The 22,793-nt window shown below is 64.9% G+C and carries 18 protein-coding genes; 17 read left to right on the forward strand and 1 reads right to left on the reverse strand.

Annotated features, from left to right (window positions below; translation table 11 throughout):
- Window positions 1-14: 14 nt before the first annotated feature.
- Complete coding sequence (locus AC5O5R_RS12695) at window positions 15-1,082, reverse strand: enoyl-CoA hydratase/isomerase family protein (protein WP_494515433.1); 1,068 nt, start codon at window positions 1,080-1,082, stop codon at window positions 15-17.
- Window positions 1,083-1,381: 299 nt separating this feature from the next.
- Here AC5O5R_RS12695 and mdcA point away from each other — a divergent pair, with 299 nt between their 5' ends.
- The 17 genes from mdcA (at window position 1,382) to AC5O5R_RS12780 (ending at window position 22,774) form a co-directional block, all read left to right on the forward strand.
- Window positions 1,382-3,043 (forward strand): malonate decarboxylase subunit alpha, encoded by a 1,662-nt coding sequence (gene mdcA, locus AC5O5R_RS12700; protein ID WP_494512641.1) that lies wholly within the window; start codon window positions 1,382-1,384, stop codon window positions 3,041-3,043.
- A 50-nt stretch (window positions 3,044-3,093) separates the two neighbouring features.
- The gene (locus AC5O5R_RS12705; RefSeq protein ID WP_494515466.1) at window positions 3,094-3,993 is read left to right on the forward strand and encodes a triphosphoribosyl-dephospho-CoA synthase; all 900 of its coding nucleotides are present in this window, start codon (window positions 3,094-3,096) and stop codon (window positions 3,991-3,993) included.
- Window position 3,994: 1 nt separating this feature from the next.
- The gene (locus tag AC5O5R_RS12710) at window positions 3,995-4,294 is read left to right on the forward strand and encodes a malonate decarboxylase subunit delta (RefSeq protein WP_172229763.1); all 300 of its coding nucleotides are present in this window, start codon (window positions 3,995-3,997) and stop codon (window positions 4,292-4,294) included.
- A complete protein-coding gene (locus AC5O5R_RS12715; RefSeq protein ID WP_172229766.1) occupies window positions 4,287-5,135 on the forward strand; it encodes a biotin-independent malonate decarboxylase subunit beta in 849 nt (282 codons plus the stop codon). The genes AC5O5R_RS12710 and AC5O5R_RS12715 overlap by 8 nt, the downstream gene beginning before the upstream one ends.
- Complete coding sequence (mdcE, locus tag AC5O5R_RS12720) at window positions 5,132-5,923, forward strand: biotin-independent malonate decarboxylase subunit gamma (RefSeq protein WP_172229769.1); 792 nt, start codon at window positions 5,132-5,134, stop codon at window positions 5,921-5,923. The genes AC5O5R_RS12715 and mdcE overlap by 4 nt, the downstream gene beginning before the upstream one ends.
- A 1-nt stretch (window position 5,924) precedes the next feature.
- A complete protein-coding gene (locus AC5O5R_RS12725) occupies window positions 5,925-6,539 on the forward strand; it encodes a malonate decarboxylase holo-ACP synthase (protein WP_494515434.1) in 615 nt (204 codons plus the stop codon).
- Window positions 6,536-7,456, forward strand: coding sequence for a malonate decarboxylase subunit epsilon (gene mdcH / locus AC5O5R_RS12730; RefSeq protein WP_172229775.1), 921 nt, complete (start codon window positions 6,536-6,538; stop codon window positions 7,454-7,456). Before AC5O5R_RS12725 ends, mdcH begins: the two co-directional genes overlap by 4 nt.
- Window positions 7,457-7,674: 218 nt before the next feature.
- The gene (gene madL / locus AC5O5R_RS12735) at window positions 7,675-8,097 is read left to right on the forward strand and encodes a malonate transporter subunit MadL (protein ID WP_172229778.1); all 423 of its coding nucleotides are present in this window, start codon (window positions 7,675-7,677) and stop codon (window positions 8,095-8,097) included.
- 2 nt (window positions 8,098-8,099) lie between these two features.
- Complete coding sequence (madM, locus tag AC5O5R_RS12740) at window positions 8,100-8,864, forward strand: malonate transporter subunit MadM (protein ID WP_494512644.1); 765 nt, start codon at window positions 8,100-8,102, stop codon at window positions 8,862-8,864.
- Window positions 8,865-9,064: 200 nt separating this feature from the next.
- Window positions 9,065-9,958: an RHS repeat-associated core domain-containing protein gene (locus AC5O5R_RS12745; protein WP_494515435.1), complete on the forward strand. Its 894-nt coding sequence runs from the start codon at window positions 9,065-9,067 to the stop codon at window positions 9,956-9,958.
- 542 nt (window positions 9,959-10,500) lie between these two features.
- The gene (gene mnxG, locus AC5O5R_RS12750) at window positions 10,501-16,371 is read left to right on the forward strand and encodes a manganese-oxidizing multicopper oxidase MnxG (protein ID WP_494515436.1); all 5,871 of its coding nucleotides are present in this window, start codon (window positions 10,501-10,503) and stop codon (window positions 16,369-16,371) included.
- A gap of 17 nt (window positions 16,372-16,388) precedes the next feature.
- Window positions 16,389-18,365, forward strand: a complete 1,977-nt coding sequence (locus AC5O5R_RS12755; RefSeq protein ID WP_494515437.1) for a cytochrome D1 domain-containing protein — start codon at window positions 16,389-16,391, stop codon at window positions 18,363-18,365.
- Window positions 18,362-19,018 carry an SCO family protein gene (locus AC5O5R_RS12760; RefSeq protein WP_172223656.1) on the forward strand — a complete coding sequence of 219 codons (657 nt, stop codon included), beginning with the start codon at window positions 18,362-18,364 and terminating at the stop codon, window positions 19,016-19,018. The genes AC5O5R_RS12755 and AC5O5R_RS12760 overlap by 4 nt, the downstream gene beginning before the upstream one ends.
- Window positions 19,015-19,680 carry an SCO family protein gene (locus AC5O5R_RS12765; RefSeq protein ID WP_172288695.1) on the forward strand — a complete coding sequence of 222 codons (666 nt, stop codon included), beginning with the start codon at window positions 19,015-19,017 and terminating at the stop codon, window positions 19,678-19,680. The genes AC5O5R_RS12760 and AC5O5R_RS12765 overlap by 4 nt, the downstream gene beginning before the upstream one ends.
- A gap of 146 nt (window positions 19,681-19,826) precedes the next feature.
- On the forward strand, window positions 19,827-21,338 hold the full coding sequence (locus tag AC5O5R_RS12770) for a cytochrome c/ABC transporter substrate-binding protein (protein ID WP_494515438.1): 1,512 nt from the start codon (window positions 19,827-19,829) through the stop codon (window positions 21,336-21,338).
- A 12-nt stretch (window positions 21,339-21,350) separates the two neighbouring features.
- On the forward strand, window positions 21,351-21,992 hold the full coding sequence (locus tag AC5O5R_RS12775; RefSeq protein ID WP_494512647.1) for a SurA N-terminal domain-containing protein: 642 nt from the start codon (window positions 21,351-21,353) through the stop codon (window positions 21,990-21,992).
- A gap of 248 nt (window positions 21,993-22,240) precedes the next feature.
- The gene (locus tag AC5O5R_RS12780; protein ID WP_172223668.1) at window positions 22,241-22,774 is read left to right on the forward strand and encodes a response regulator; all 534 of its coding nucleotides are present in this window, start codon (window positions 22,241-22,243) and stop codon (window positions 22,772-22,774) included.
- The last annotated feature ends 19 nt before the right edge of the window (window positions 22,775-22,793 follow it).

The raw sequence follows: 22,793 nt of genomic DNA on the forward strand, positions 1-22,793 counted from the left end.
GTGTACTCCCGGGCTCACAGGCCTTCGAAGAATTGGTCGACCCGCTGGCGTTGCAGCGCGGCCAGGGTCGGCGGGTTCCAGCGCGGTTGTTTGTCCTTGTCGATGATCAACGCACGTACGCCTTCGATGATATCGCCGTGCCGGAACCACTGGCGGTCCAGGTGCAGCTCCATGGCAAAGCAGTCTTCCAGGTTCAGGTGGCGGCCACGGCGCAACATCTCCAGGGTAACCGCCATGGCCAGGGGCGAGCGGCTTTCCAGCTGGTCGGCGGTGGCCAGGGCCCATTGGTGGCTGTCGTCGACGCTGACTGCGCGCAGTTGCTCGACGATGGCGGGCATGTCGGGCAGGGCGAAGAAGTGGTCGATGACCGTGCGCAGCTTTTCCAGCGGCGCATCGCCGAGCACCTGGGTGCCGAGCGTGGCCAGCAGGTTCTGCAGGTCCTTGAGCGGCTGGTCGCTGAACTGCAACTGGTCCAGCCCTTGGTCGAGGGCCGCCAGCTGGTCGCTGGCCAGGTACCAGTCGGCCAGGCCGCAGTACAGTGCGTCGGCCGCCTGGATCTGGTTGCCGCTCACGCCCAGGTAGATGCCCAGTTCACCGGGAATGCGCGACAGGAAATAGCTACCGCCGACGTCGGGGAAGTAGCCGATCCCAACTTCGGGCATGCCCAGGCGGCTGCGCTCGGTGACCACGCGCAGGTCGCAGCCCTGGGCCAGGCCCATGCCGCCACCCAAAGTAAAGCCGTCCATCAGCACCAGCACCGGTTTGCGGTAGTGGTGGATGAGCAGGTCGAGGGCGTATTCCTCGACGAAAAAGTCTTGGTGCAGCGTGTCGTCGGCTTTGAAGCTGTCGTACAGCGAGCGGATATCGCCACCTGCACAGAACCCTTTGGGGCCCTCGCCACGCAGTACCACAGCGTGTACTTGCGGGTCTTCCGCCCAGCGGTCCAGCTGTTGGCGCAGGCTGCGTACCATGTCCAGGGTCAGGGCATTGAGGCCGGCGGGGCGGTTCAGGGTCAGGTGGCCGACTTGGTTGCGGACTTCGGCCAGCACGTGGTCGGTCGGAGTAATAGCGTGCGCAGTCATTGCGTTCTCCCTGCTTTGTTATTGATTTTCCAAGTGAAGTCTGGAGTTCGCTGGAGGATCTGCGGATCCTTGCATGCGAATTTGCCTTGCACAATCGACAAATCTGCAGGGCGAACCTGCATTTCTGCCATGGCTGGGGATGTTGCCACTCTAACAAGGTTTCAGGGCGATAGGGCCAGCCGCACCCATGCATCCCTTTGTTCATTAACCTGACCGTAACGATCTGCCACCGAGCTTGATTGATCCCCCAACCCCCCAGGCCTAAGTTGACCCCACGACAGCGAACCCGTGGAGTCACCATGACAACAACACAGAATCCACCACCGCAATGGTCGCGACGGCGTGCCGAAAAGCAGCGCCGCCTCGACCGGGTCCGCCACCTCGCCGACGGCGTGGTGCTGCCCACCGAGCGTATCGTCGAAGCCCTGGAGCTGTTGCTCGCCCCCGGCGACCGGGTGGTGCTCGAAGGCAACAACCAGAAGCAGGCCGACTTCCTTTCGCGCTCGCTGGCCAAGGCCGACCCTGCGCGCCTGCACGACCTGCACATGATCATGCCCAGCGTCAGCCGTGCCGAGCACCTGGACCTGTTCGAACGCGGCATTGCGCGCAAGCTCGATTTCTCCTTCGCCGGCCCGCAAAGCCTGCGCATCGGCCAGCTGCTGGAGGATGGCCTGCTCGAAGTCGGCGCCATTCACACCTACATAGAGCTGTACTCGCGGCTGCTGGTCGACCTGATCCCCAACGTGACCCTGGTGGCAGGCTTCATGGCTGATCGCGATGGCAACCTGTACACCGGCCCCAGCACAGAGGACACCCCGGCACTGGTGGAGCCAGCCGCCTTCAGCGACGGCATCGTCATCGCCCAGGTCAACCAGTTGGTGGACCGTGTAGACGACCTGCCACGGGTTGATATCCCGGCCTCCTGGGTCGATTTCGTGGTGGTCGCCGACCAGCCCTTCTATATAGAACCGCTGTTCACCCGCGACCCGCGCCATATCAAGCCGGTGCATGTGCTGATGGCGATGATGGCCATACGCGGTATCTACGAAAAGCACCAGGTGCAGTCGCTCAACCACGGCATTGGCTTCAACACCGCAGCCATCGAGCTGATCCTGCCCACCTATGGCGAGTCGCTGGGCCTGAAGGGCAAGATCTGCCGCAACTGGACACTCAACCCGCACCCCACACTGATCCCGGCCATCGAGACCGGTTGGGTGCAGAGCGTGCACTGCTTCGGTACCGAGCTGGGCATGGAGGACTACATCGCCCAGCGCCCCGACGTGTTCTTCACTGGCCGCGATGGTTCGCTGCGCTCCAACCGCATGATGTGCCAGCTGGCCGGGCAATACGCCGTCGACCTGTTCATTGGCGCCACCCTGCAGGTGGACGGCGATGGCCATTCCTCGACCGTGACCCGCGGCCGCCTGGCCGGTTTCGGCGGCGCGCCGAACATGGGCCACGACCCCCGTGGCCGGCGCCATGCCACCCCGGCCTGGCTCGACATGACCGTGCCGGACACTCTGCTCGAACGCGGCCGCAAGCTGGTGGTGCAGATGGTCGAGACCTACCAGGAAGGCGGCAAGCCCACCTTTGTGGAAACCCTCGATGCCGTGGAAGTAGCCAAGAAGGCCGGCATGCCGCTGGCACCGGTGATGATCTACGGCGACGACGTCACCCACCTGTTGACCGAGGAGGGCATCGCCTACCTGTACAAGGCCCGCAGCCTGGAAGAGCGCCAGCAGATGATCGCCGCCGTCGCCGGGGTTACTGCGATAGGCCTGCGGCATGACCCGAAGGATACCCAGCGCATGCGCCAGCAGGGCCTGATTGCCTTGCCCGAAGACCTCGGCATCCGCCGCACCGACGCCAGCCGCGAGCTGCTGGCCGCGCGCAGCATCGCCGACCTGGTCGACTGGTCCGGCGGTCTCTACAACCCGCCTGCGCGGTTCAGGAGCTGGTAATGAAAGCACTCGACTTGCAACCGCATGGGCCTCTTCGCGGGCAGGCCCGCATGCTTATCCCTTCTCTTCAATCCGGCACCGTCCCTGTGGGAGCGGGTTTACCCGCGAAGAGGCCGGCCCAGGCAATCGAAATTCCCTTGGCCGACCACTTGGCCGACCTGGCGGTAGAGGCCCTGATCGACGAAGCCGACCTGTCACCCAAACCCGGCCTGGTAGACCGCCGCAGCAACGGCGCCCATACCGATATGACCCTGGCCCTGATGCACGCCTCGGCCCTGGCCCTGTGGCCCTGCCTGCGCAACATGGCTGAAGCCGCCCAAACCATCGGCACGATCAGCCAACCGCTACGTGCCTCCCTGGGCAAGCTCGGCCGCGATGGCGAAGCCGCGATGCTGGCCGCCACCAAGGGTGTCAACACCCACCGCGGTGCAATCTGGGCCCTGGGCCTGCTGGTAGCCGCCAAGGCCCTCGACCCCGATGCCGACGCCAGCACCCTGGCCGCCCGCGCCGGGCGCATCGCCCTGCTCGACGACCCGGCCATGCCGCCACAGCAAAGCCACGGCCTGCAGGTGCGCCAGCGCTACGGCACCAGCGGCGCTCGCGAACAGGCACAGCAAGGCTTCCCCGCCGTCATCCGCCACGGGCTGCCGCAACTGCAGCGCAGCCGCGCCGCCGGCGCCAGCGAGCCTCACGCCCGTCTCGACGCGCTGCTGGCAATCATGGCGGTGCTCAGCGACACCTGCGTGCTCTGGCGCAGCGGCCCGGCCGGGCTGGCAGCCGTCCAGCAAGGCGCGCTGGCAGTTCTGGGCGCAGGCGGCAGCGCCACGCTGGCCGGGCGCCGGCAGCTGCGCGAACTCGACCAGCAACTGCTGCACCTGAACGCCTCACCGGGCGGCGCTGCCGATCTGCTCGCCGCCTGCCTGTTCCTCGACAAAGCCGGGAGCCTGTGACATGGAAACCCTGAACTTTCAATTCCCCGCTGCGCAACCTGGGCGTGGCCGCACGCTGGTGGGCTGCGTCAGCTCCGGGGACCTCGAAGTGCTGATCGAACCCGGCACCGCCGGCAGCCTGCAGATCCAGGTGATGACTTCGGTAAACGGCAGCGCTGCGCGCTGGCAGCAACTGTTCCAGCGCTTGTTCGAGGACCGCGCCTGGCCGGCGGTGAATATCGATATCCACGATTTTGGCGCCACCCCCGGCGTGGTGCGCCTGCGCCTGGAGCAAGGCTTCGAGGAGATTGCCCATGACTGATACCGAACGTTTGCTGCACAGCCGCAGCTTTGTCGAGCTAGGTGCCCGGCAACGGGCCCGCGCACTGCTCGACGCGGGCAGCTTCCGCGAACTGCTGGGCCCTTTCGACCGGCTGATGTCGCCGTGGTTGCCGCGCCAGGGCATCGTGCCGCAGGCCGACGATGGCGTGATCATTGCCAAGGGCCTGCTGAACGGGCGCAACGCGGTGGTCGCCGCCATTGAAGGCGGCTTTCAGGGTGGCAGCATGGGCGAGGTGGGCGGTGCCAAGATTGCCGGTGCGCTGGAACTGGCCATCGAAGACAACCGCAACGGCGTCCCTACCTGTGCGGTGCTGCTGCTGGAGACCGGCGGGGTGCGTCTGCAGGAAGCCAACCTGGGCCTGGCGGCGATTGCCGAGATCCAGGCAGCCATCGTCGAACTGCGTAACTGGCAGCCGGTGATCGGCCTGATCGCAGGTTCGGTCGGCTGCTTCGGCGGCATGTCCATTGCTGCGGGCCTGTGCAGCCATCTGCTGGTTACCCGCGAAGCGCGCCTGGGCCTCAACGGCCCGCAGGTGATCGAGCAGGAGGCGGGCATCGGCGAGTACGACGCCAAGGACCGCCCCTTCATCTGGAGCCTGAGCGGTGGCGAGCAGCGCCATGCCAGCGGGTTGGTGGATGGGTACGTGGCGGATGATATCCAGGCGGTGCGCGAACAGTTGTTGCAGTTACTTGACGCACCTTCCAGCGACCGCGCCAGCCAGTACGCCTGGTTCCTCGAACGCCTGGCCGGGCTGGGCGATAACTGCCCGCAACTGGATGCCGCGACCGTACGTCAACTTTACCAAGGAGAAGCCCGATGAACCGTGCACTGAACTGGCTGCCGGGCCTTGCCGGCGGGCAAGCCTTGCCGGGCTATCCCGCGTCGTTGCGGGTTATCGAGGGTGAGCTCGACAACCGCCCGGCGCGCTTCATCGCCGTGGTGCCCGATGCAGCAAACCCGTTCCCCCGCGCGCGCTCGGGCGAGGTCGGCGTGCTGGAAGGCTGGGGCCTGGCCAAAGCCGTGAGCGAGGCGGTAGAGGCGGACCGAAACGGCCAGAAGCGTGCCATCGTTGCGGTCATCGATGTGCCCAGCCAGGCCTATGGTCGTCGCGAAGAGGCGCTGGGCATCCATCAGGCGCTGGCCGGTGCAGTGCAGGCATACGCTCGGGCGCGGTTGGCCGGGCATCCGGTGATCGGCCTGCTGGTCGGCAAGGCCATGTCCGGTGCCTTCCTGGCCCACGGCTACCAGGCCCAGCGCCTGATTGCCCTGGACGATGCCGGGGTGATGGTACATGCCATGGGCAAGGCGGCAGCGGCGCGCATTACCTTGCGCAGCGTCGAGCAACTGGAGGCCCTGGCGGCCGAGGTACCGCCCATGGCGTACGATCTGGCCAGCTACGCGTCGCTGGGCTTGCTGTGGCGCCGCCTGACGGTGGAGAACGCTGAGGCGCCGAGCAGCGCCGATATCACTCAGGTGCGCGCCTGCCTGGCCGAAGCAGTGCGCGACATCGGCAGCTCGACCGACCTGTCGTCGCGGCTGGCCGGTGAAAACCGTAGCGCCTCGCGGCAAGTGCGCGAACAGCTGCGCCGCCAGTGGCAGGGGGCGTGAAATGAACACACCACGGCCGCACGACCTGCTTTGGGGTATGCCTGTGTCGGCGCTGCCCGATGATGCACCGCAGTGGGCCCAGGATGTGCTGGCCAGCGCTCAGCCGGTAGTGGTGCGTCGTGCCAGCTGTGGGATCGGCTGGCTGGCGGTGGGGTTGCGTGGCCAGGGTAGGGCGCAGCGCTTGGGCGCCCTGATGCGGCTGGCCGACATCCAGCGCCAGCTAGGCCCGGAAACGCTCCGCTGGCAGGTGGCAAGCCCATGGCCTGCGTTGCGTGCTCTGGCTTCGGTCGCACCGGTACTGGAAGCCACGGGGCTGGCCTGGGGGCCGACCGGTGGGGCCGGGTATCAGATCGCCACGGGCAGTGAGGTGCTGCACACCGACAGCGACCTGGACCTGGTGTTGCGCACGCCACAGCCCCTGGCCCGCGAGCACGCGCGGGACTTGCTGGATATTCTCGACTGCGCGCCTTGTCGTATCGACGTGCAACTGGAGACCCCGGCCGGGGCCATCGCCTTGCGTGAGTGGGCCGGGTTTTCCCCGCGCGTGCTGCTCAAGTCGGCAAGTGGTCCGCTGCTGGTCAGCGACCCATGGGCAGCACTGGAGCATGCCGCATGAGCAGCCTGTTCGCGTTCCCCGGCCAGGGCGCCCAGCAAGCGGGCATGCTGCAGCACCTGCCTGAGGGCGCCGGGCAACTGCTGGAGGAGGCCAGCGACACCCTCGGTCAGCCCGCGCTGGCGCTGGACAGTCAGCCCGCGCTGCAATCTACCCGTGCCGTGCAGCTGTGCCTGCTGCTGAGCGGCGTGGCCTGGGCGCGCTGGCTGATGCAACGCAGCCCTGCGCCGGATTACGTGGCGGGGTTGTCGATTGGTGCCTACCCGGCAGCGGTTGTCGCCGGCGCACTGGGTTTCGCCGATGCGGTCCGGCTGGTTGCCCTGCGCGGGGAGCTGATGCAGCGCGCCTACCCGCAAGGTTACGGCATGACCGCACTCAGCGGCCTGGACCTGGCCAGTGTCGAGCATCTGCTGGGCGAGGTGGGTGGCGAGGTGTATGTGGCCAACCTCAACAGTGAAAACCAGATTGTCATTGCCGGTAGCGATACGGCGATGGCGGCGGTCGCGGCCCTGGCGCGCAGCCTGGGCCGGGGCGTGGCTCGCCGGCTGGCGGTGAGCGTGCCGTCGCATTGCCCGCTGCTGGACGGCCCGGCAGCGGAGTTGGCCAATGCGTTCGCCACGGTCGAACTGCAACGGCCCCGTATCACTTACCTCAGTGGCAGCAGCGCGCGGCCGGTTTTCGACCCGCAGCGCCTGCGCGATGACCTGGCCGGCAACATGGCGCGGCTGGTCGACTGGCGTGCCATGGTGCGCAACGCCTATGAACGCGGCGTGCGTCTGCACCTGGAAATGCCGCCTGGCAGCGTGCTCAGCGGGTTGGCACGGTCGGTGTTCGAACAGGGCAGGGTGGTGGCGGTGGACGGTACCCGTTGGGACACCCTGGATGCGCTGCTGCGCCAGGAGGTGGCCGACCGGCGATGATGGCTGGTATCGCGATGGATGGCACGGGCTGCGCCCGTGTTCGCGGGTAAACCCTGCTCCCACATGCAGTGCACATGCCTTGAATGCTGTGAAATTACTGTGGGAGCGGCGGTGCGGCGATCCGATTTACCCGCGAAGAAGCCAACGCGGTGCCTGCAGGTTTACTGAAGGCGAAGAACAACAACAAGCAACTTCGACACTACCTGAGGGTAACAATAATGATCATCTATGGTGTGGCACTGCTGGCGGTCTGCACACTTGCCGGCGTTATCGTCGGCGACTTCCTGGGCGTGCTGCTGGGCGTCAAATCCAACGTCGGCGGGGTCGGCATCGCCATGATCCTGCTGATTTGCGCACGGCTGTACATGCACCGCAACGGCGGCATGAGCAAGGAATGCGAATTCGGCGTGGGCTTCTGGGGCGCCATGTACATCCCGGTGGTGGTGGCCATGGCTGCCCAGCAGAACGTGGTCACCGCCTTGCATGGCGGGCCGGTGGCGCTGCTGGCCGCCATTGGGGCGGTGCTGGTGTGCGGTGCGACCATCGCGCTGATCAGCCGCAGCCATCGCGGCGAGCCCTTGCCTGCCCTTGAACCCACCCCCGAAGCCAATGTGCAGGCTGCCCCTGCAGGAGGTCGTTGAACATGTGGCCACTTATTGACAATGCCCTGGAACACAACGGCCTGATCACTGCTTTTGCGGTGGTGGGCGCCATCATGTGGCTTTCGGTTCTGATGTCGAAATACCTGACCTTCGGCCGTGTGCACGGCTCGGCCATCGCCATTGTCATCGGCCTGGTGCTGGCCTGGGTCGGCGGTACTGTGACCGGTGGCCAGAAAGGCCTGGCCGACATGGCGCTGTTCTCCGGTATCGGTTTAATGGGCGGGGCCATGCTGCGTGACTTTGCCATCGTCGCCACGGCCTTCGAAGTACAGGCCACCGAGGCGCGCAAGGCCGGGATGATCGGTGCGCTGGCGCTGCTGCTGGGCACCGTGCTGCCATTCATTGTCGGCGCGGCGGTGGCCTATGCCTTCGGCTATCGCGATGCGGTGAGCATGACCACCATTGGCGCGGGTGCGGTGACTTACATCGTCGGGCCCGTGACCGGGGCTGCGCTGGGTGCGAGCTCGGACGTGATGGCCTTGTCGATTGCCACCGGGCTGATCAAGGCGATTCTGGTTATGGTGTTTACCCCTGTGTCTGCGCGGTTACTGGCGCTGGACAACCCGCGGTCGGCGATGGTGTTCGGCGGGCTGGCGGGGACCGTATCGGGGGTGACGGCCGGGTTGGCGGCGACGGATCGGCGGCTGGTGCCGTATGGGGCGTTGACGGCTACCTTCCATACCGGGTTGGGTTGCCTGATGGGGCCGTCGATACTGTACTTCTGTGTGCGGGGGTTGGTGGGTTGAGGCGAGCGCAGGCCGTGTGCGAGCTGTGATGAGTCGCGCAGGGTCTGAAATAGGTCATAACCTTGAGGTGAGCAGGATTGCGATAACAAAGCGCAGGAATCACAGCCTGTTATTTATGCCAGTTCAAGCATTGCTCCGGCTGTGAAAGACTTGGCCGATCAGCAGGTGTGGCTCGTGCGCTTTCTATGAGGTTCGCTGACATGACAGTCCGTATGAACGCTTTTTATCAAGGCGGGCTAATATCCGCGATTGTTGACCCACAAGGTACATGGAGAAGGTTAGGGTGGTCCGGCAAGACACCGCTGTCCGAATATCGTGGCGAGCGAAATGGGCTTGTTAGTCTCATGGTAGCTTCAGACCATGCAGGTTCGGTCTTGTCAAGTGGCGTTGCGCGTGCACCACGCAGTATCAGCTATAATCCTTATGGATTCAGTCACTCGGGGGGGAAGGACCAGCCATCGCTGAAATTCAACGCAGCGTACATTGAACCCATGGGTTTGTATTTGTTAGGCAACGGCGTGCGAGCTTATAGTCCTCAGCTGATGCGCTTTTGCTCTGCTGATGCACTAAGCCCCTTTCATCGGGGCGGGTTGAACGCATATGCGTACTGCCTTGGGGATCCGGTGAATCGTAATGATCCATCAGGCAGGACGGCCAAGCTCATAAAATGGTTTGGGCGGAAGTTTGCATTCATCGCTCCGAAGTACACAAAGGCCAAAAGTCAGATCATGCAGAAAGCCAATGATCAAACTGGGGTCATTGCAGGGCTGGCAACGGACTTCGCTGGCCTAAAGCTTGCCAAGCGCGATGCGATACAGGATACAAGCTTGACGAATATAGACAGGCAGAAATTTGGTGAGCAAGGAAATGCGATAAATGCTGCAGAGTGGCAGGTGGAAGTGCGGCACTCCGAGCTACTGGAGGGGGACTTGCAAATCCTGCAGATGATTGATTCCGTGCCTCATAAATATCAGGATGCTGCAGTGCTTGAATTGAAGAATTCGATAAAGGTTTTTCACGAAAATCTGGATCTCGATAATTTTCAGACTGCATTTCTTATACGTCACGAGAACGATTTGCTACGGCGGCGATGAAACGACGTCAGTGAAACAATGCGCTTTGGGCGCGTTTTTGGCTTCTGTGTGCGCGGACTAGTAGGTTAAGGCCTTTGCATCACAGCCACATCACCGGGGCCGCTCTGCGGCCCATCGCCGGCAAGCCAGCTCCCACAGGGTTAGCACTGACCTGAAGACTTGTGCAGGATCGCACTGCTCTGAGGCTTTATACAGAACCTGTGGGAGCTGGCTTGCCGGCGATGAGGCCGGTCGGCGCTACATCAATGCCAGGTGATATTCCCGGTCCGTCAGTCGTGCAGCAGCTCTGTGAGCCTTGGTCATCTGCCCATGATGCACCGCACTTGGGCTCATCAGTGATCCTGCTGTTCATTCCATCGGCAGGTGAAAACATCCTCTGCCAAACACCCCACAAGCCACCCCCAATTCGGGGAAAACCGCTGGGGCATCCTCCCCAATCCGTTTCGATTGCCTGCGCAACCCTCTGAAAACCCTGGCAATTAGCACCTGGCACACACCTTGCTCCAGCTCCTCGCAGAGTTCCTGTGTTCCGGAGGTGCAGCATGTCGACGCCGCTAAAAGGCCCCGTCCTGTCATCACTTGTACTGGCCTTGCTTGGCTGGGAAACGACCAGCGAGGCGGCTGTGCAGTGCCAGCGCACCCTGGTCGCCAATGTGGTGGCGCTGGACCAGCCGCTGATGTTCAACCGCCTTGGTGCGCAAAACGCCAATGGCATGATGTTCGCCCTGCGCGAAGATGTGGTGGACGACAAGAACGTCCCCTTGGGCAAGGGTGGCGCGGCGGTGCCGGGGAAGGTGACCCTGCGCCCGGACAAGCGCCCACGGCCGATCGTGCTGCGGGTGGCGGCCGGTGACTGCCTCACCGTCAACCTGACCAACCTGCTGGCCTATCAGGCCAACCCCAACAAGCACGGTATCGACCCCGAAGAAACCGAGGGCGAGGGGGAAGAGGAGGAAGGGCCGGAAAACGAAGTCGACAACCAAGGCGGTGAGCACTTCGTGGCTGACGAACAAGTGACCGACCGCCATGTCGGCTTCCAGGTCAACGGCATGCAAGCCGTCAACAGCATCGCTGACATCGCTGCCAACACCGGCCGCAACGGCAACTTCCTGGTATCCCCGGGCAACACCCGCAGCTATACCCTCTACGCCGAACGTGAAGGCGCCTTCGCTGCAACCAGCCAGGGCGCTACCTTTGGTGGGCAGGGTGGTGCCGGTAACGTTGCCAATGGTCTGTTCGGCCAGGTGGTGGTGGTGCCAAAAGGCGGCCGCACCTACCGCAACACGCTGACCGAGGAAGAAATGCGCCTGGCCACCACCGGGCGCACGGCCACCGGCCAACCTGTGATCGACTACCAGGCGCGTTACCCGCAGGCCGAACCCTGGGTCAGCGAAGGCAAGGCCGGCAAGCCGATCATTGCCATGGTCGATGGCAATGAAATCCTCAACAGCGAGACCGATGCCATCGTCATGGGCCCCAACCCCGATGGCAGCTTCCCGCGCTCTACCTACCCGCTGGAAAGCATCAACAAGCGCAACCCGGCACTGCCCAACCGCTTGGAAGCCTTCCGTGATTTTGCCTCTCAGTTCGCGGATGAAGTGGCTGCCACACAGGCATTCCCAGGCTACTGGGCTGACCCGGTGATGGGCCATGTGCTGGAGCCTACGCGCGACTCGTTCATGATCAACTACGGCTCTGGCGGCATGGGCGCCGAGGTGGTGGCCAACCGCCTCGGTGTAGGGCCGATGCATGATTGTCTGTCGTGCGCCTACGAAGAGTTCTTCCTCAGTGCGCATACCGTGGGCGACATCGGCACGCTGGTCGACGTACCGGCCAACGTCGGCCTGGAAAATATTCGCCCTGGCGAAATACCACCGGCCAGCGCCGTCGGGGTCAAGGCTGGCATGGCGCTGTACCCGGCCGAGCCCGCCAACGTCCATCACAGCTACATTGGTGACTTCACCAAGTTCCGCAATACCCACAACGGCCACGAGCAGCACATCTTCCATTTGCATGGGCACCAGTGGCTGTTCAACCCCAACGATGACAACTCCGACTACATCGATGCCCAAGGCATCGGGCCGGGCATCGGCTACACCTATGAAATCGCCAACGGCGGCTCGGGTAACCGCAACCGCGTGGCGGGTGATGCCATCTACCACTGCCATTTCTACCCGCATTTTGCCCAGGGCATGTGGGCCATGTGGCGGGTACACGATGTGTTCGAGGAAGGCACTCGCCTGGAGGTAAGCGGGCAGGGCCAGAACGGCTTCCACACCGCGCCGTTTGCACTGCGCAGTGGCAAGCCAGCGGTGGGGGCAAGGGCGCTGCCGGACGGCGAAATCGTCGCCGGTACGCCAATCCCCGCTATTGTGCCGCTGCCCGGCAAGGCCATGGCGCCGATGCCTGGCAAGGTGGTGGTGGTGCCCAAGCTCTCCGAGGAACTGGTCGCAGCCCATGGCGACGACGATGATGACGAAGGCGAACACGAAGGTGATGACGACCACGCCAGCGAAGCGCCCGTGCGCAAAGCCATCGGCTCGCTGGCCCTGGTCGACCGCAGCGACGCCAACCGCAATGCCGACGGCAGCCTGAAAAACCCTGGCTATCCGTTCTGGATCGGTGGCATGGAAAGCAGCGTCGGCAACCGTCCGCCAACCCCGCCGCTGGACATGCTCGACCCGGCGCTGGCAGAACAGTTGAAAAACACCGGCAAGGCGCTGTGGGCCAACCTCGACCCGAACCAGGTCGATGGCTGGGACGGCGGGCTGGGCCGGCATGCGCTGGACGGCGTATCGGCAGGCGGCGAAGCCCAGACCACTACCACCAAGCTGGACTTCTCCAAGGTGGTGTACAAAGCCAAGCCGATCTACATGCCTGAAGAAGGTACTGACGTAGAGCAGGCTGCCATGCAGTTCCACGCCAAGGCCGAGCACGCCAGCTATGCATTGATACCCGGCAGCCAGCCGGTGGCCAAGGCGTTCCGTACCAACGGTGCGCTGCCAACGGCCGGTGCGCCTTTCTATGAGCCGTGCATGGACGACCGTGGCAAGCGCCTGACACAGTCCTCGGGCACCGGCGAATTCGCCAGTGGTGAAAGCCTGACGGGCATGAGCTTCCTTGGCGCGTCCACCTTCACCGCCGACCGCCCACGCATCTACAAAGGCGCCAATATCCAGTTCGACGCGGTGTACAACAAGGTCGGCTACCACTTCCCGCAGGCGCGCATCCTGGCGCTGTGGGAAGACGCCTGGCCGATCATCACCAAACAGCGCCCACCAGAGCCGCTGGTGATGCGCATGAACACCTTCGACTGCACCATGTACACCCACACCAACCTGATCCCGTCGGTCTATGAAATGGACGACTATCAGGTGCGTACGCCAACCGACGTGATCGGCCAGCATATCCACCTGCCCAAGTGGGACCTGACGGCCGCCGACGGCTCGGCCAACGGCTGGAACTACGAAGACGGCATCCTCTCGCCCGGCAGCGTGGTCGAGCGGGTGCACGCCATCCGTGCCTACAACAGCTGCACCGAAGGCGACAGCCGCGATGGCACCGCCGCCTGCCCGAAAGCCAAACAGCACCCGTACTTCGGCCGCTTCGGCCGGGCCGACTGGCTGGGTGCGCGCACGGCCATGCAGCGCTGGTTCGCCGACCCCCTGATCAACGTGCACAACGTCGACCGGGGCCTGGGCACCATCTTCACCCACGACCACCTCGGCCCATCGACCCACCAGCAGCTTGGCCTGTACGCCACCGTGCTGGCCGAGCCGGCCGGTTCCACCTGGTTCCACGCCGAAACCGGCGAGAAGCTCTACAACCCGGCCACGCGCCAGGATGGCGGGCCGACCTCGTGGCAGGCGGTGGTACAGACCGGCGACCATGATGGCGATGGCAAGAACGACAGCTACCGCGAGTTCTTCCTCGAATACAGCGATTTCCAGCATGCCTACGAGGCTGGCGTGTACGTGGGTGCCGGCCCCGATGGCGTGCCCAACGGCCAGGCGTACCCGCCTACCGCCGACAGCTTCCGCTACGCCATCAACCCGCCCGTGCGGCAGAAGGCGTCCAACCTGCTGGAATCGGTGGTCGAGTCGCGCGGCGGTCTGAGCCCAGGCTGCCCAAGCCGGCCGTGCCCGCAGGCCATCTCGGTGGATGACCCAGGCATGTTCGTCGTCAACTACCGCAACGAGCCGCTGGCCCTGCGGGTGTTCGACCCGAACAAGGTCGGCCCCGACGGCAAGCGCGGCATGCAGGCAGACGGCCTGGCCGGCGACCTCAGCTACGCCTTGCAGAGCCGTACCGACCGGGCGATCCCGGCCATGAACCTGGCCCCCTCGGCGATCACCTCGGCGGTCGGCCCTACCGGCGGGACCACGCTGTTCCCACCGCACATCAACAAGGCCGGCAGCGAGCCGGGCGACCCGTTCACGCCCATGCTGCGTACCTACTCCGGCGATAACGTGCGCCTGCGGCTGCACGCCGGTGGCCATGAAGAGGAGCACAACGTCACCCTGCACGGTGTGAAGTGGCTGCAGAACGGCTCGGGCTTCGGCAACAGCTCGAACTCGGGCTGGAAAGCCTCGCAGATGATCGGGATTTCCGAGCAGATGGGCTTCATGGCGCCGGTGTCGATGATCTCCAGTTCTGCGGCCACCAACGGCGATTACCTGTACGCGATGGACGCCGCCCTGGAAGGCTACTGGAACGGTATCTGGGGGGTGATGCGCAACTACACAGCGCAGCGCCCGGATCTGTTCCCGCTGCCGAACAACCCGCAACCGGTGGCCATGCGCAACACCGTGAACTTTGACGGCATCTGCCCGAAAACCACGGCCAACCCCAACGGCATCGGCTCGCGGACCACGGTCAAGCGCAGCTACGAGATCGTCGCCGCGCTGGCCAACGACATCCTCGAGAACCGCAACGCTGTCAGCATCAACGACCCGGCCGGTGTCGGCCAGCACGTCGGCGGCCCGCTCAAGGCCAATGGCGGCACCCTGGTGTTCAACAGCCGCAAGACCAGCATCCCGCAGGTGACGGTGGTCGACGAGGAAGACGGCACCACCTTCACCGTAGGCGGCCACAGCGCGCCGCTGCACGACCCGACCGCCGTGCTGTATGTGCGCAAGGCCGACCTGGACCCGGTCAGCGGCAAGCTCAAGGCGGGGGTACCGGTAGAGCCGCTGGTGCTGCGCGCCAACGCCGGTGACTGCATCAGCATTACCCTGGAAAACCGCCTGCCACAGGTGATGCCAGACCTGCCCAGCACCGCGGTGATGCAGAACGTGGTCAAGCGTGACCGCTTCGACAGCGAAGGCTCCACAGCCTTCAACAACAACCTGATGCGGCCGTCCAGCCACGTCGGCCTGCATGCGCAGTTGCTGGCCTACGACATCACCAAGTCGGACGGTGCCAACGTCGGCGCCAACCCGGTGCAGACCGTGCCACCACGGGCGGGCAACAGTGGCGCCTACCCAAGCCGGGTGTACCAGTATTACGCCGGTCACCTGGAGCGTGAAGGCAAACCAACCCTGCAACTGGGCCGCACGGTGGACATCATCAACACCACGGCGATCGAGTTCGGCGGCCTGAACCTGACCCCGTCGGACTTCATCAAGCAGCCACAAAAGGGCCTGGTAGGGGGCATGAGCATCTTGCCGCAGACCGCGACCTGGACCGAGGACGCCGCCAGCCGCGCGCAGGCCACGGTCAAGGTCACTGGCCAGCCCGACTACCGCGACCTGGTCACGGTGTGGCAGCGCTCGATGAACATGCGCTGGGCCGATGGCCGGCCGGTCGAGGGCATCGCCACCGAAGGCAACGGCGTGCCGGGGGATCCGAAGGACAACGGCAACATGGCCATGAACTACAAGACCGAGCCGCTGTGGCTGCGCTTCGGCCTGGCGCCAGATGCCCCGTTCGGCCATGCCGATGGCTTCGGCCTGGCAGACGTACCCAACGCCCACATGGCCTACAGCAATGCCCTGGTTGGCGGCGACCCGCAAACCCCGGTGCTGTACGCCAAGCCTGGCCAGCCGGTACGCAGCCATGTGCTGATGCCCAGCGGTGGCAGCCGCGGTATCACCTACCAGCTGGACGGGCACCTGTGGCCACTGCACAACTACCAGGCGGAGAAGAACGATACCGACGGCTACCCGACCAACCTGCCCGGCATCGGCTCGGTGCGCTTCGGCTACAACCCGATGGCCATGTACATCGGCGCGCAGGAAAGCGTACTGCCGGCGGCGCACTTCAGCTTCATGCTGCCGAGCGCTGGCGGGGCCAACGCGGTGCCAGGCGATTACCTGTTCCGCGACTACGCCGCCTACGGCAACCTCTCGGGGCTGTGGGGGATCTTGCGGGTGACCAATGAAGCGCCGCCGGCAACGGCCCAGGCGCAGTGACGGAAGGGAGCGCGAGCATGAACAAGAAGACTCGCCCCGCTTACTTGGGGGTAGTATTGGGGGTAGCGTTGATCGGCCTGGGCGTGGCGTATGAAAAGCTCTGGTGCGACCCACGTGAGCTGTTGCAGGAACCTGCCGACCCGCAGGCCCTGCACCGGCTCAGCCGGGACGGCGTGACCGTGGAGTTCGAGGCCCGGCCACTGGCTGGCGGCGAGCTGCAGGAGGGCAGCTTCGCCAGCATCCGCTTCAAGGTCAGCGACCAGACCAGCGGCCAACCGCTGTCGGGGATGGCCCCCGGGGCGTGGATCGACCCGGCGCAATCAGCCCCGCTGGGCGAACGCGACCAGAGCTGCAAAGCCCGTGTGGCGCTGTTTCTGAAAAGCAGCATCGGCGCCCGGCCGCTGCTCGACCTGAACAGCTACTTCCTGTTGATGCTGAACAAGGATGCCAGCCTGACGGTGATCGACCCGACGGTATCGGTGGGGGGCGTGACCAGCACCATGGCACGCATCGAACTGCCCGGGTCACCCATGGACTGGGTGGCCACCAGCGATGACAAGCAGGTGTTCGTGTCCATCCCCGAGCGCGGCAAAGTGTCGGTGATCGACACCGAAACCTTCACCCGGGTCGCCGACCTGGACGCCGGTGACCAGCCATTGCGCGTGGCCTTGCAGCCGGACCAGCACCGGCTGTGGGTGGGCAACAACAGCAGCGACCCGGCCAAGGGCGGGGTAACGGTAATCGATGTGCCGGGGCGTACCACCCTGAAAAGCTTCAACACCGGCACCGGGCACCACGAAATCGCCTTCAGCAGCGACTCGCGCTACGCCTATGTCAGCAACCGCGACAGTGGCACCCTGAGCATCATCGACATCCCGGAAATGCGCCTGGCGAAGACCATCAAGGTCGGCCCGCACCCGCTGTCGGTCAGCTACTCGGCCTTGTCCCAGGCCGTGTACGTGGTCGACGGGGAGGAAGGCAGCGTGCGGGTGTTCGACGCCCGCAGCCACCAGCTGCGCCACACGGTCAAGGCCGAGCAGGGCCTGGGCCCGATGCGCTTCAGCAGCGATGGCCGCTACGGCATCGTGCTCAATACCCTGGAGAACCAGGCCCTGGTGATCGATGCCAGTACCGACAAGCTGATCCACCATATCCCGGTAGCGGCCGAACCGTACCAGCTGACCTTCACCAAGGGCTATGCCTACGTGCGCGGCCTGGCCTCGCCGAAGGTGAGCATGATCAACCTGTCCAGCCTGGGTGAAGGGCGCTCGCCCATCGTGCAGGGCTTCGAGGCCGGCCCGGCAGCGCCGCGCCAGGCTGGCGACCTGCCGCTGGCGCAAGGGCTGTCGGTATCGCGTGACGACAATTCGGTGTTCGTGGTGAACCCGGTAGACAACACCACCTACTTTTACGCCGAGGGCATGAACGCCCCGATGTCCGGCTACAACAACCGCGGCCACCAGGCCCGCGCCGCCATCGTCGTCGACCGCAGCCTGCGCGAGGTGGCGCCGGGTGTGTATGGCTCGACGGTGAAGATGCCGGCGGCCGGCAAGTTCGACGTGGCCTTCCTGCTCAACCAGCCGCAGATCATCCACTGCTTCAGCACTTATGTGGCGGCTGCGCCCAACGCCGGCAAGCGCAAGGGCGCGCATGCCGAGTTCATCGGCCTTGACCGGCCGTTGCCGCAGCACAGCAACTTTACCGCCAGGGTGCGCATCGTCGGCGACGACGGCCAGCCACGCCTGGGGCTGAACGACCTGAGCCTGCGCTACTTCCTGGCGCCCACCTCGATGCCACGCAACCTGCAGCTGCAGGAAGTGGGCGAGGGCATCTACCAGGCGGCGCTGACCCTGCCCGAAGCCGGCGCCTGGTACCTGCACGTGCAGTCGCCGTCGCTGGGGCGCAAGTTTGCCGAAGACAACTACACCAGCCTGCGCATACTGCCGGCCGCCGCGATCAACGCTTCCCAGACTGACGTGAGGAGTGTGCGATGAACACCCAGCATTCTTTCAAACTGTTGGCCCTGAGCCTGGCGCTTGCCAGCAACCTGGCGCTGGCCCACGCCGGCCACGACCATGATGGCCACACCGCGCAGCCGCCGGCGGCGCATCAGGAAAAGACCAGCGTGCGCTTTGCCGACGTGTCGCTGCTGAACCAGGACGGCATGCCGATACGCCTGGAAAAGGACCTGGTCGGTGATCACCTGGTGGTCATGGGCTTCATCTACACCAGCTGCACCACGGTGTGCCCGGTGGTGTCGTCGATCATGGGCAAGGTCCAGCAGCAGCTGGGTGGCCGGGTAGGTGAAGAGATCCACATGGTATCGATCAGCGTCGACCCGCAGCGCGATGACGCCAAGCGCCTGCAAGACTACGCCAAGGCCTTCCAGAAGGGGCCGGGCTGGAGTTGGCTGACCGGCACCCCCTACGCCATCACCGAAACCCTCAAGGGCCTGGGCAGCTTCAGCGCCGACCTCAGCCAGCACCCGCCGCTGATCCTGGTCGGTGACGGGCGCAGCGGGCATTGGACGCGTTACTACGGCTTCACCGACCCGACGGTGTTGATCGAAGAAATCAACCGCCTTAGCGCCCGCCGGGTACATGCCAAAAGCACAGCCATTGCCGACCATCACGAGGTGCAACCATGAGCCAGTCAAGTTCCTGCCGCGCCGGCATGCGCAGTTTTGACTGGCTGGTACTGGGCGGCTGCCTGTGGATACTGGCGTCGGTCGCGTTCGCCCACGAAGGCCATGCCCCGCAGGCCCCCGAGCCGCAGCCGGCACCGCAGGCGATGACCAGTGGTGGAGGTACCCGCGACGCCCAGACCTGGTTCACCGACACCGTGCTCAAGGACCAGAACGGCCGCGAGCTGCGCTTCTACAGTGATGTGCTGAAGGACAAGGTGGTGATGCTCAACGTGATCTTCACCCACTGCACCGACGCCTGCCCGCTGATTACCCGCAAGCTACGCGAAGTGCGCGAGGCCATGGGGCCGCAGCTGGCCAGCCAGGTGACCTTCGTGTCGATCAGCAGCGACCCGCTCAACGACACCCCGCAAGCGCTCAAGGCCTTTGCTGAAAAGCAGGGCGTGGACAGCGCCAACTGGTTGTTCCTCACGGGCGACAAGGCCAATGTCGACCTGGTGCTGGGGCGCATCGGCCAGTTCCTGCCCAGCCCCGAGCAGCATTCGACACAGCTGATTGCCGGTGACGTGGCTGGCAAGCGCTGGAGCAAGATCCGCCCGGATGCACCACCCGCGGCGATTGCCCAGCGCATGCAACTGCTGACCCAACCCTTGGCTGGTCGGTGAGCAGCATGAAGACCTGGGCGGTCTTGTGCTGGTGCCGCTGGCCTCATCGCCCGCAAGCCAGCTCCCACAGGGTTGGTAGTGCTTTTTCTGTGGGAGCGGGCTTGCCGGCGATGAGGCCAGCACAGGAAAAAAGCGCCATCAGCCCAATGCTGGTTCTGCTTGCCAGCCTGTCACTTGGCACTTCGGCCCTGGCCCTTGACCTCACGGACCAGGAACAAGCCGGCAAACGCCTCTACCGCGAGGGCATCTCCAGCAGCGATGCGCAACTGCAGGCCCGGGTCGGTGCCAGCGACATGACTGTACCCGCCAGTGTGCTGCCCTGCGCCAGCTGCCACGGCAACGACGGCCGTGGCCGCGCCGAAAGCGGCGTGCGCCCGCCAAACCTCGACTGGCAACGCTTGGCACTCGGCCAGGGCGTGCGCGAGGCCAATGGCCGCAGCTACCCAGCCTACAGCGACAGCAGCCTGGCCCGGGCCATTCAGCAGGGTATGGACCCGGCCGGCAACCGCCTGGACCCGGCCATGCCCCGCTTCGAACTGACCCTGGCCGACCAGCGCAACCTCACCGCCTACCTCAAACGCCTGGCTCAGGAGCGCGACCCTGGCGTGGAAGAGGGCGTGCTGCGCATCGGCACATTGCTGCCCGCGACCGGCCCGCTGGCCGAAGCCGGGCAGGTCGTACGGGCCGTGCTGGAAGACGGCCTGGCACAACTCAACCAGCAAGGCGGTATCCATGGGCGGCGCCTGGAACTGGTGGTGCTCGACCCGGGCTACCAGCCGGACAGCGCCGAGCGGGCGTTGCAGAAGTTGCTGGAACAGCAGCGGGTGTTTGCCCTGGTCTCGCCGTTGGCGCCCATGCTCGACCAGCGCTTGGCAACCCTGCTGGCGCCGCAGAATGTGCCGTTGATCGGCAGTACCCCGCGCAGCGGTGGCAGCGCCCAGATCTTCGACCCGCTGCCCGGCTTGCCCGTGCAACTGCTTAGCCTGGCAGGCCATGCCCGTGAAGCGCTGGGCCTGGCGCCCGGCGACCTGCGCGTGGTGTACGCCGGCAACGAGCAGGCGGGGGTGGCCGAGCAGGTGCGCGACAGCCTGCTGCAACAGGGCTGGGCGCCACCTGCCGTACAGGCCTTCGATGGTCAGGCTGTGGACGGGCAGGGCATCCTCTTCCTTGGCCGCGCCCAGGCCTTTGCCGAACTGGCCGCAGCGTTGCAGGCGGCAGGCCGCCAGCCATACCTGTTTGCCGCTTCAAGCCAAGTGGCGGGTGGCGTGGCGCGCTTGCCCGAGCAGTGGTCGCAACGGGTGTTCCTGGCCTATCCGTACGTGCCCGAAGACTGGACCGAGCAGGGCCTGGCAAGCCTCGCCGGGTTGCAGCAGCGCCAGGGCCTCGACCCGCGCCAGGCATCGCTGCAGGTGAACACGCTGTGCGCCCTGCGCCTGTTGAGCGAAGCGCTGAAGCAGATTGGCCGGGATGCCAGCCGCGAGCAGCTGATTGCCGCGCTGGAGGGCCTGCACGATGTTTCCACCGGCCTGACTCCGGCCCTGGGGTTCGGCCCCGGGCGCCGCCAGGGCATGGCCGGTGCCCATGTGGTGGCGGTGGCCCTGCCCGGGCCGCGTTTCACCTCGGTCAGCCCGTACCGGCCGGTGCCGGACAGCCCTTGAGCGGAGGTTGCCATGCGTATTCTGTTGTTGTGCCTGTTGCTGGTGCTGGCCAAGGCGAGCTGGGCTGATGTGCCGGCGGCGCGGGTCAATGGCGTGGAAATCGGGCTGACGCGCCTGGAGCGCTATTTCAGCGAGTACCTGGTCGCCCAGGGCCGTGCGCTAACCAGCATCCGTAACCCGAACCTGTACAAACGCCTGCGCGAACAGGCCCTGGATGAGCTGATCGACAAAGAGCTGCTGTGGCAGGAGGCGCAACGCCAGGGCATCGCCATCAGCGACGAGCAGGTGTCGGCGCATGTTGGTGAGGTTGAAACCGCGTTCGGCAGCCCGGCAATCTTTGCACAGCGGCTGGCAGAGGCAGGCTTCGACAGGGCACAGTACACTGACTACACCCGGCACGAGATGGCGGCCCAGCAGGTGTATGCCCAGCTCAGCGCAGTCGACGCGCCGAGCCCGGCCGAAGTGGAGGCATTCTATGATGCCAATCGAGAAAGACTGCAAGGAGCGCAGAACCAAAGTGATAACCCCTTGGTCATACGCGAACAGGGCCTGGAGTTGGCCAGGGCTACGCTCATCGCTCAAAGACAGGGGCAAGCTCGCCAATCCGTGCGCCAACGTTTGCGCCAGTCGGCTACAGTGGAAATCGCCGACTGAAGGCCCTGCTGGCGAGTCCCCAATGCTGGGGAATAAAGGTTTGGCAAAGTGCCATCAGTTGCCCCGCTTGTGGGGAACCGGGTGGGTACTGTTGCCTGCCGCCGTCTGGGTGGTCGCGGCTACCCTTTGCAAATCAACGCGTTACAACGGTGCAACATGACTATGCACGCCTGGCACGAAGCCTGCTCAAGCTTGTACAAGGGCGCACTTCGCAGACCGGGTAACCGGGCAGTTCTAGGGAGTCGACCTTGGTGAACAGAGTATTGGTAGTCGATGACGAACAGACCCTTGCGCAGAACCTGCAAGCGTACCTGCAGGCGCAAGGCCTGGAAGTTCATGTTGCCCATGACGGTGCCAGTGGTATCGAACAGGCTGAACGCCTGGCACCGCAAGTAGTTGTGCTGGATTACCGCTTGCCCGATATGGAGGGTTTTCAGGTTCTGGAGGCCGTACGCAAGAACAGGCAATGCCACTTCGTGCTGATTACCGCACACCCCACCGCCGAGGTGCGTGAGCGGGCCGCCGAACTGGGTGTAAGTCATGTCCTGTTCAAGCCGTTCCCGTTGATGGAACTGGCACGTCCGATCTTCGACCTGATGGGCATCGAGCGCCGGCGCAGGGCCACGGACAACCCGGCAGACGGGTTCGTCGAACGACGCCAGACCAGGAACGAATCGTTCCCCTTGCAGTTGTACGATGGAAGCTGGGTTTTGGCCGACCGCCGCCGTAATGGCGCCAAGCCGCCAGGGCCCGACGACGATCAACTGCTCACAGGGGAATAGCGGCGCCCGCACCCTTGGC

Source organism: Pseudomonas sp. 8_5_2 (assembly GCF_059295255.1).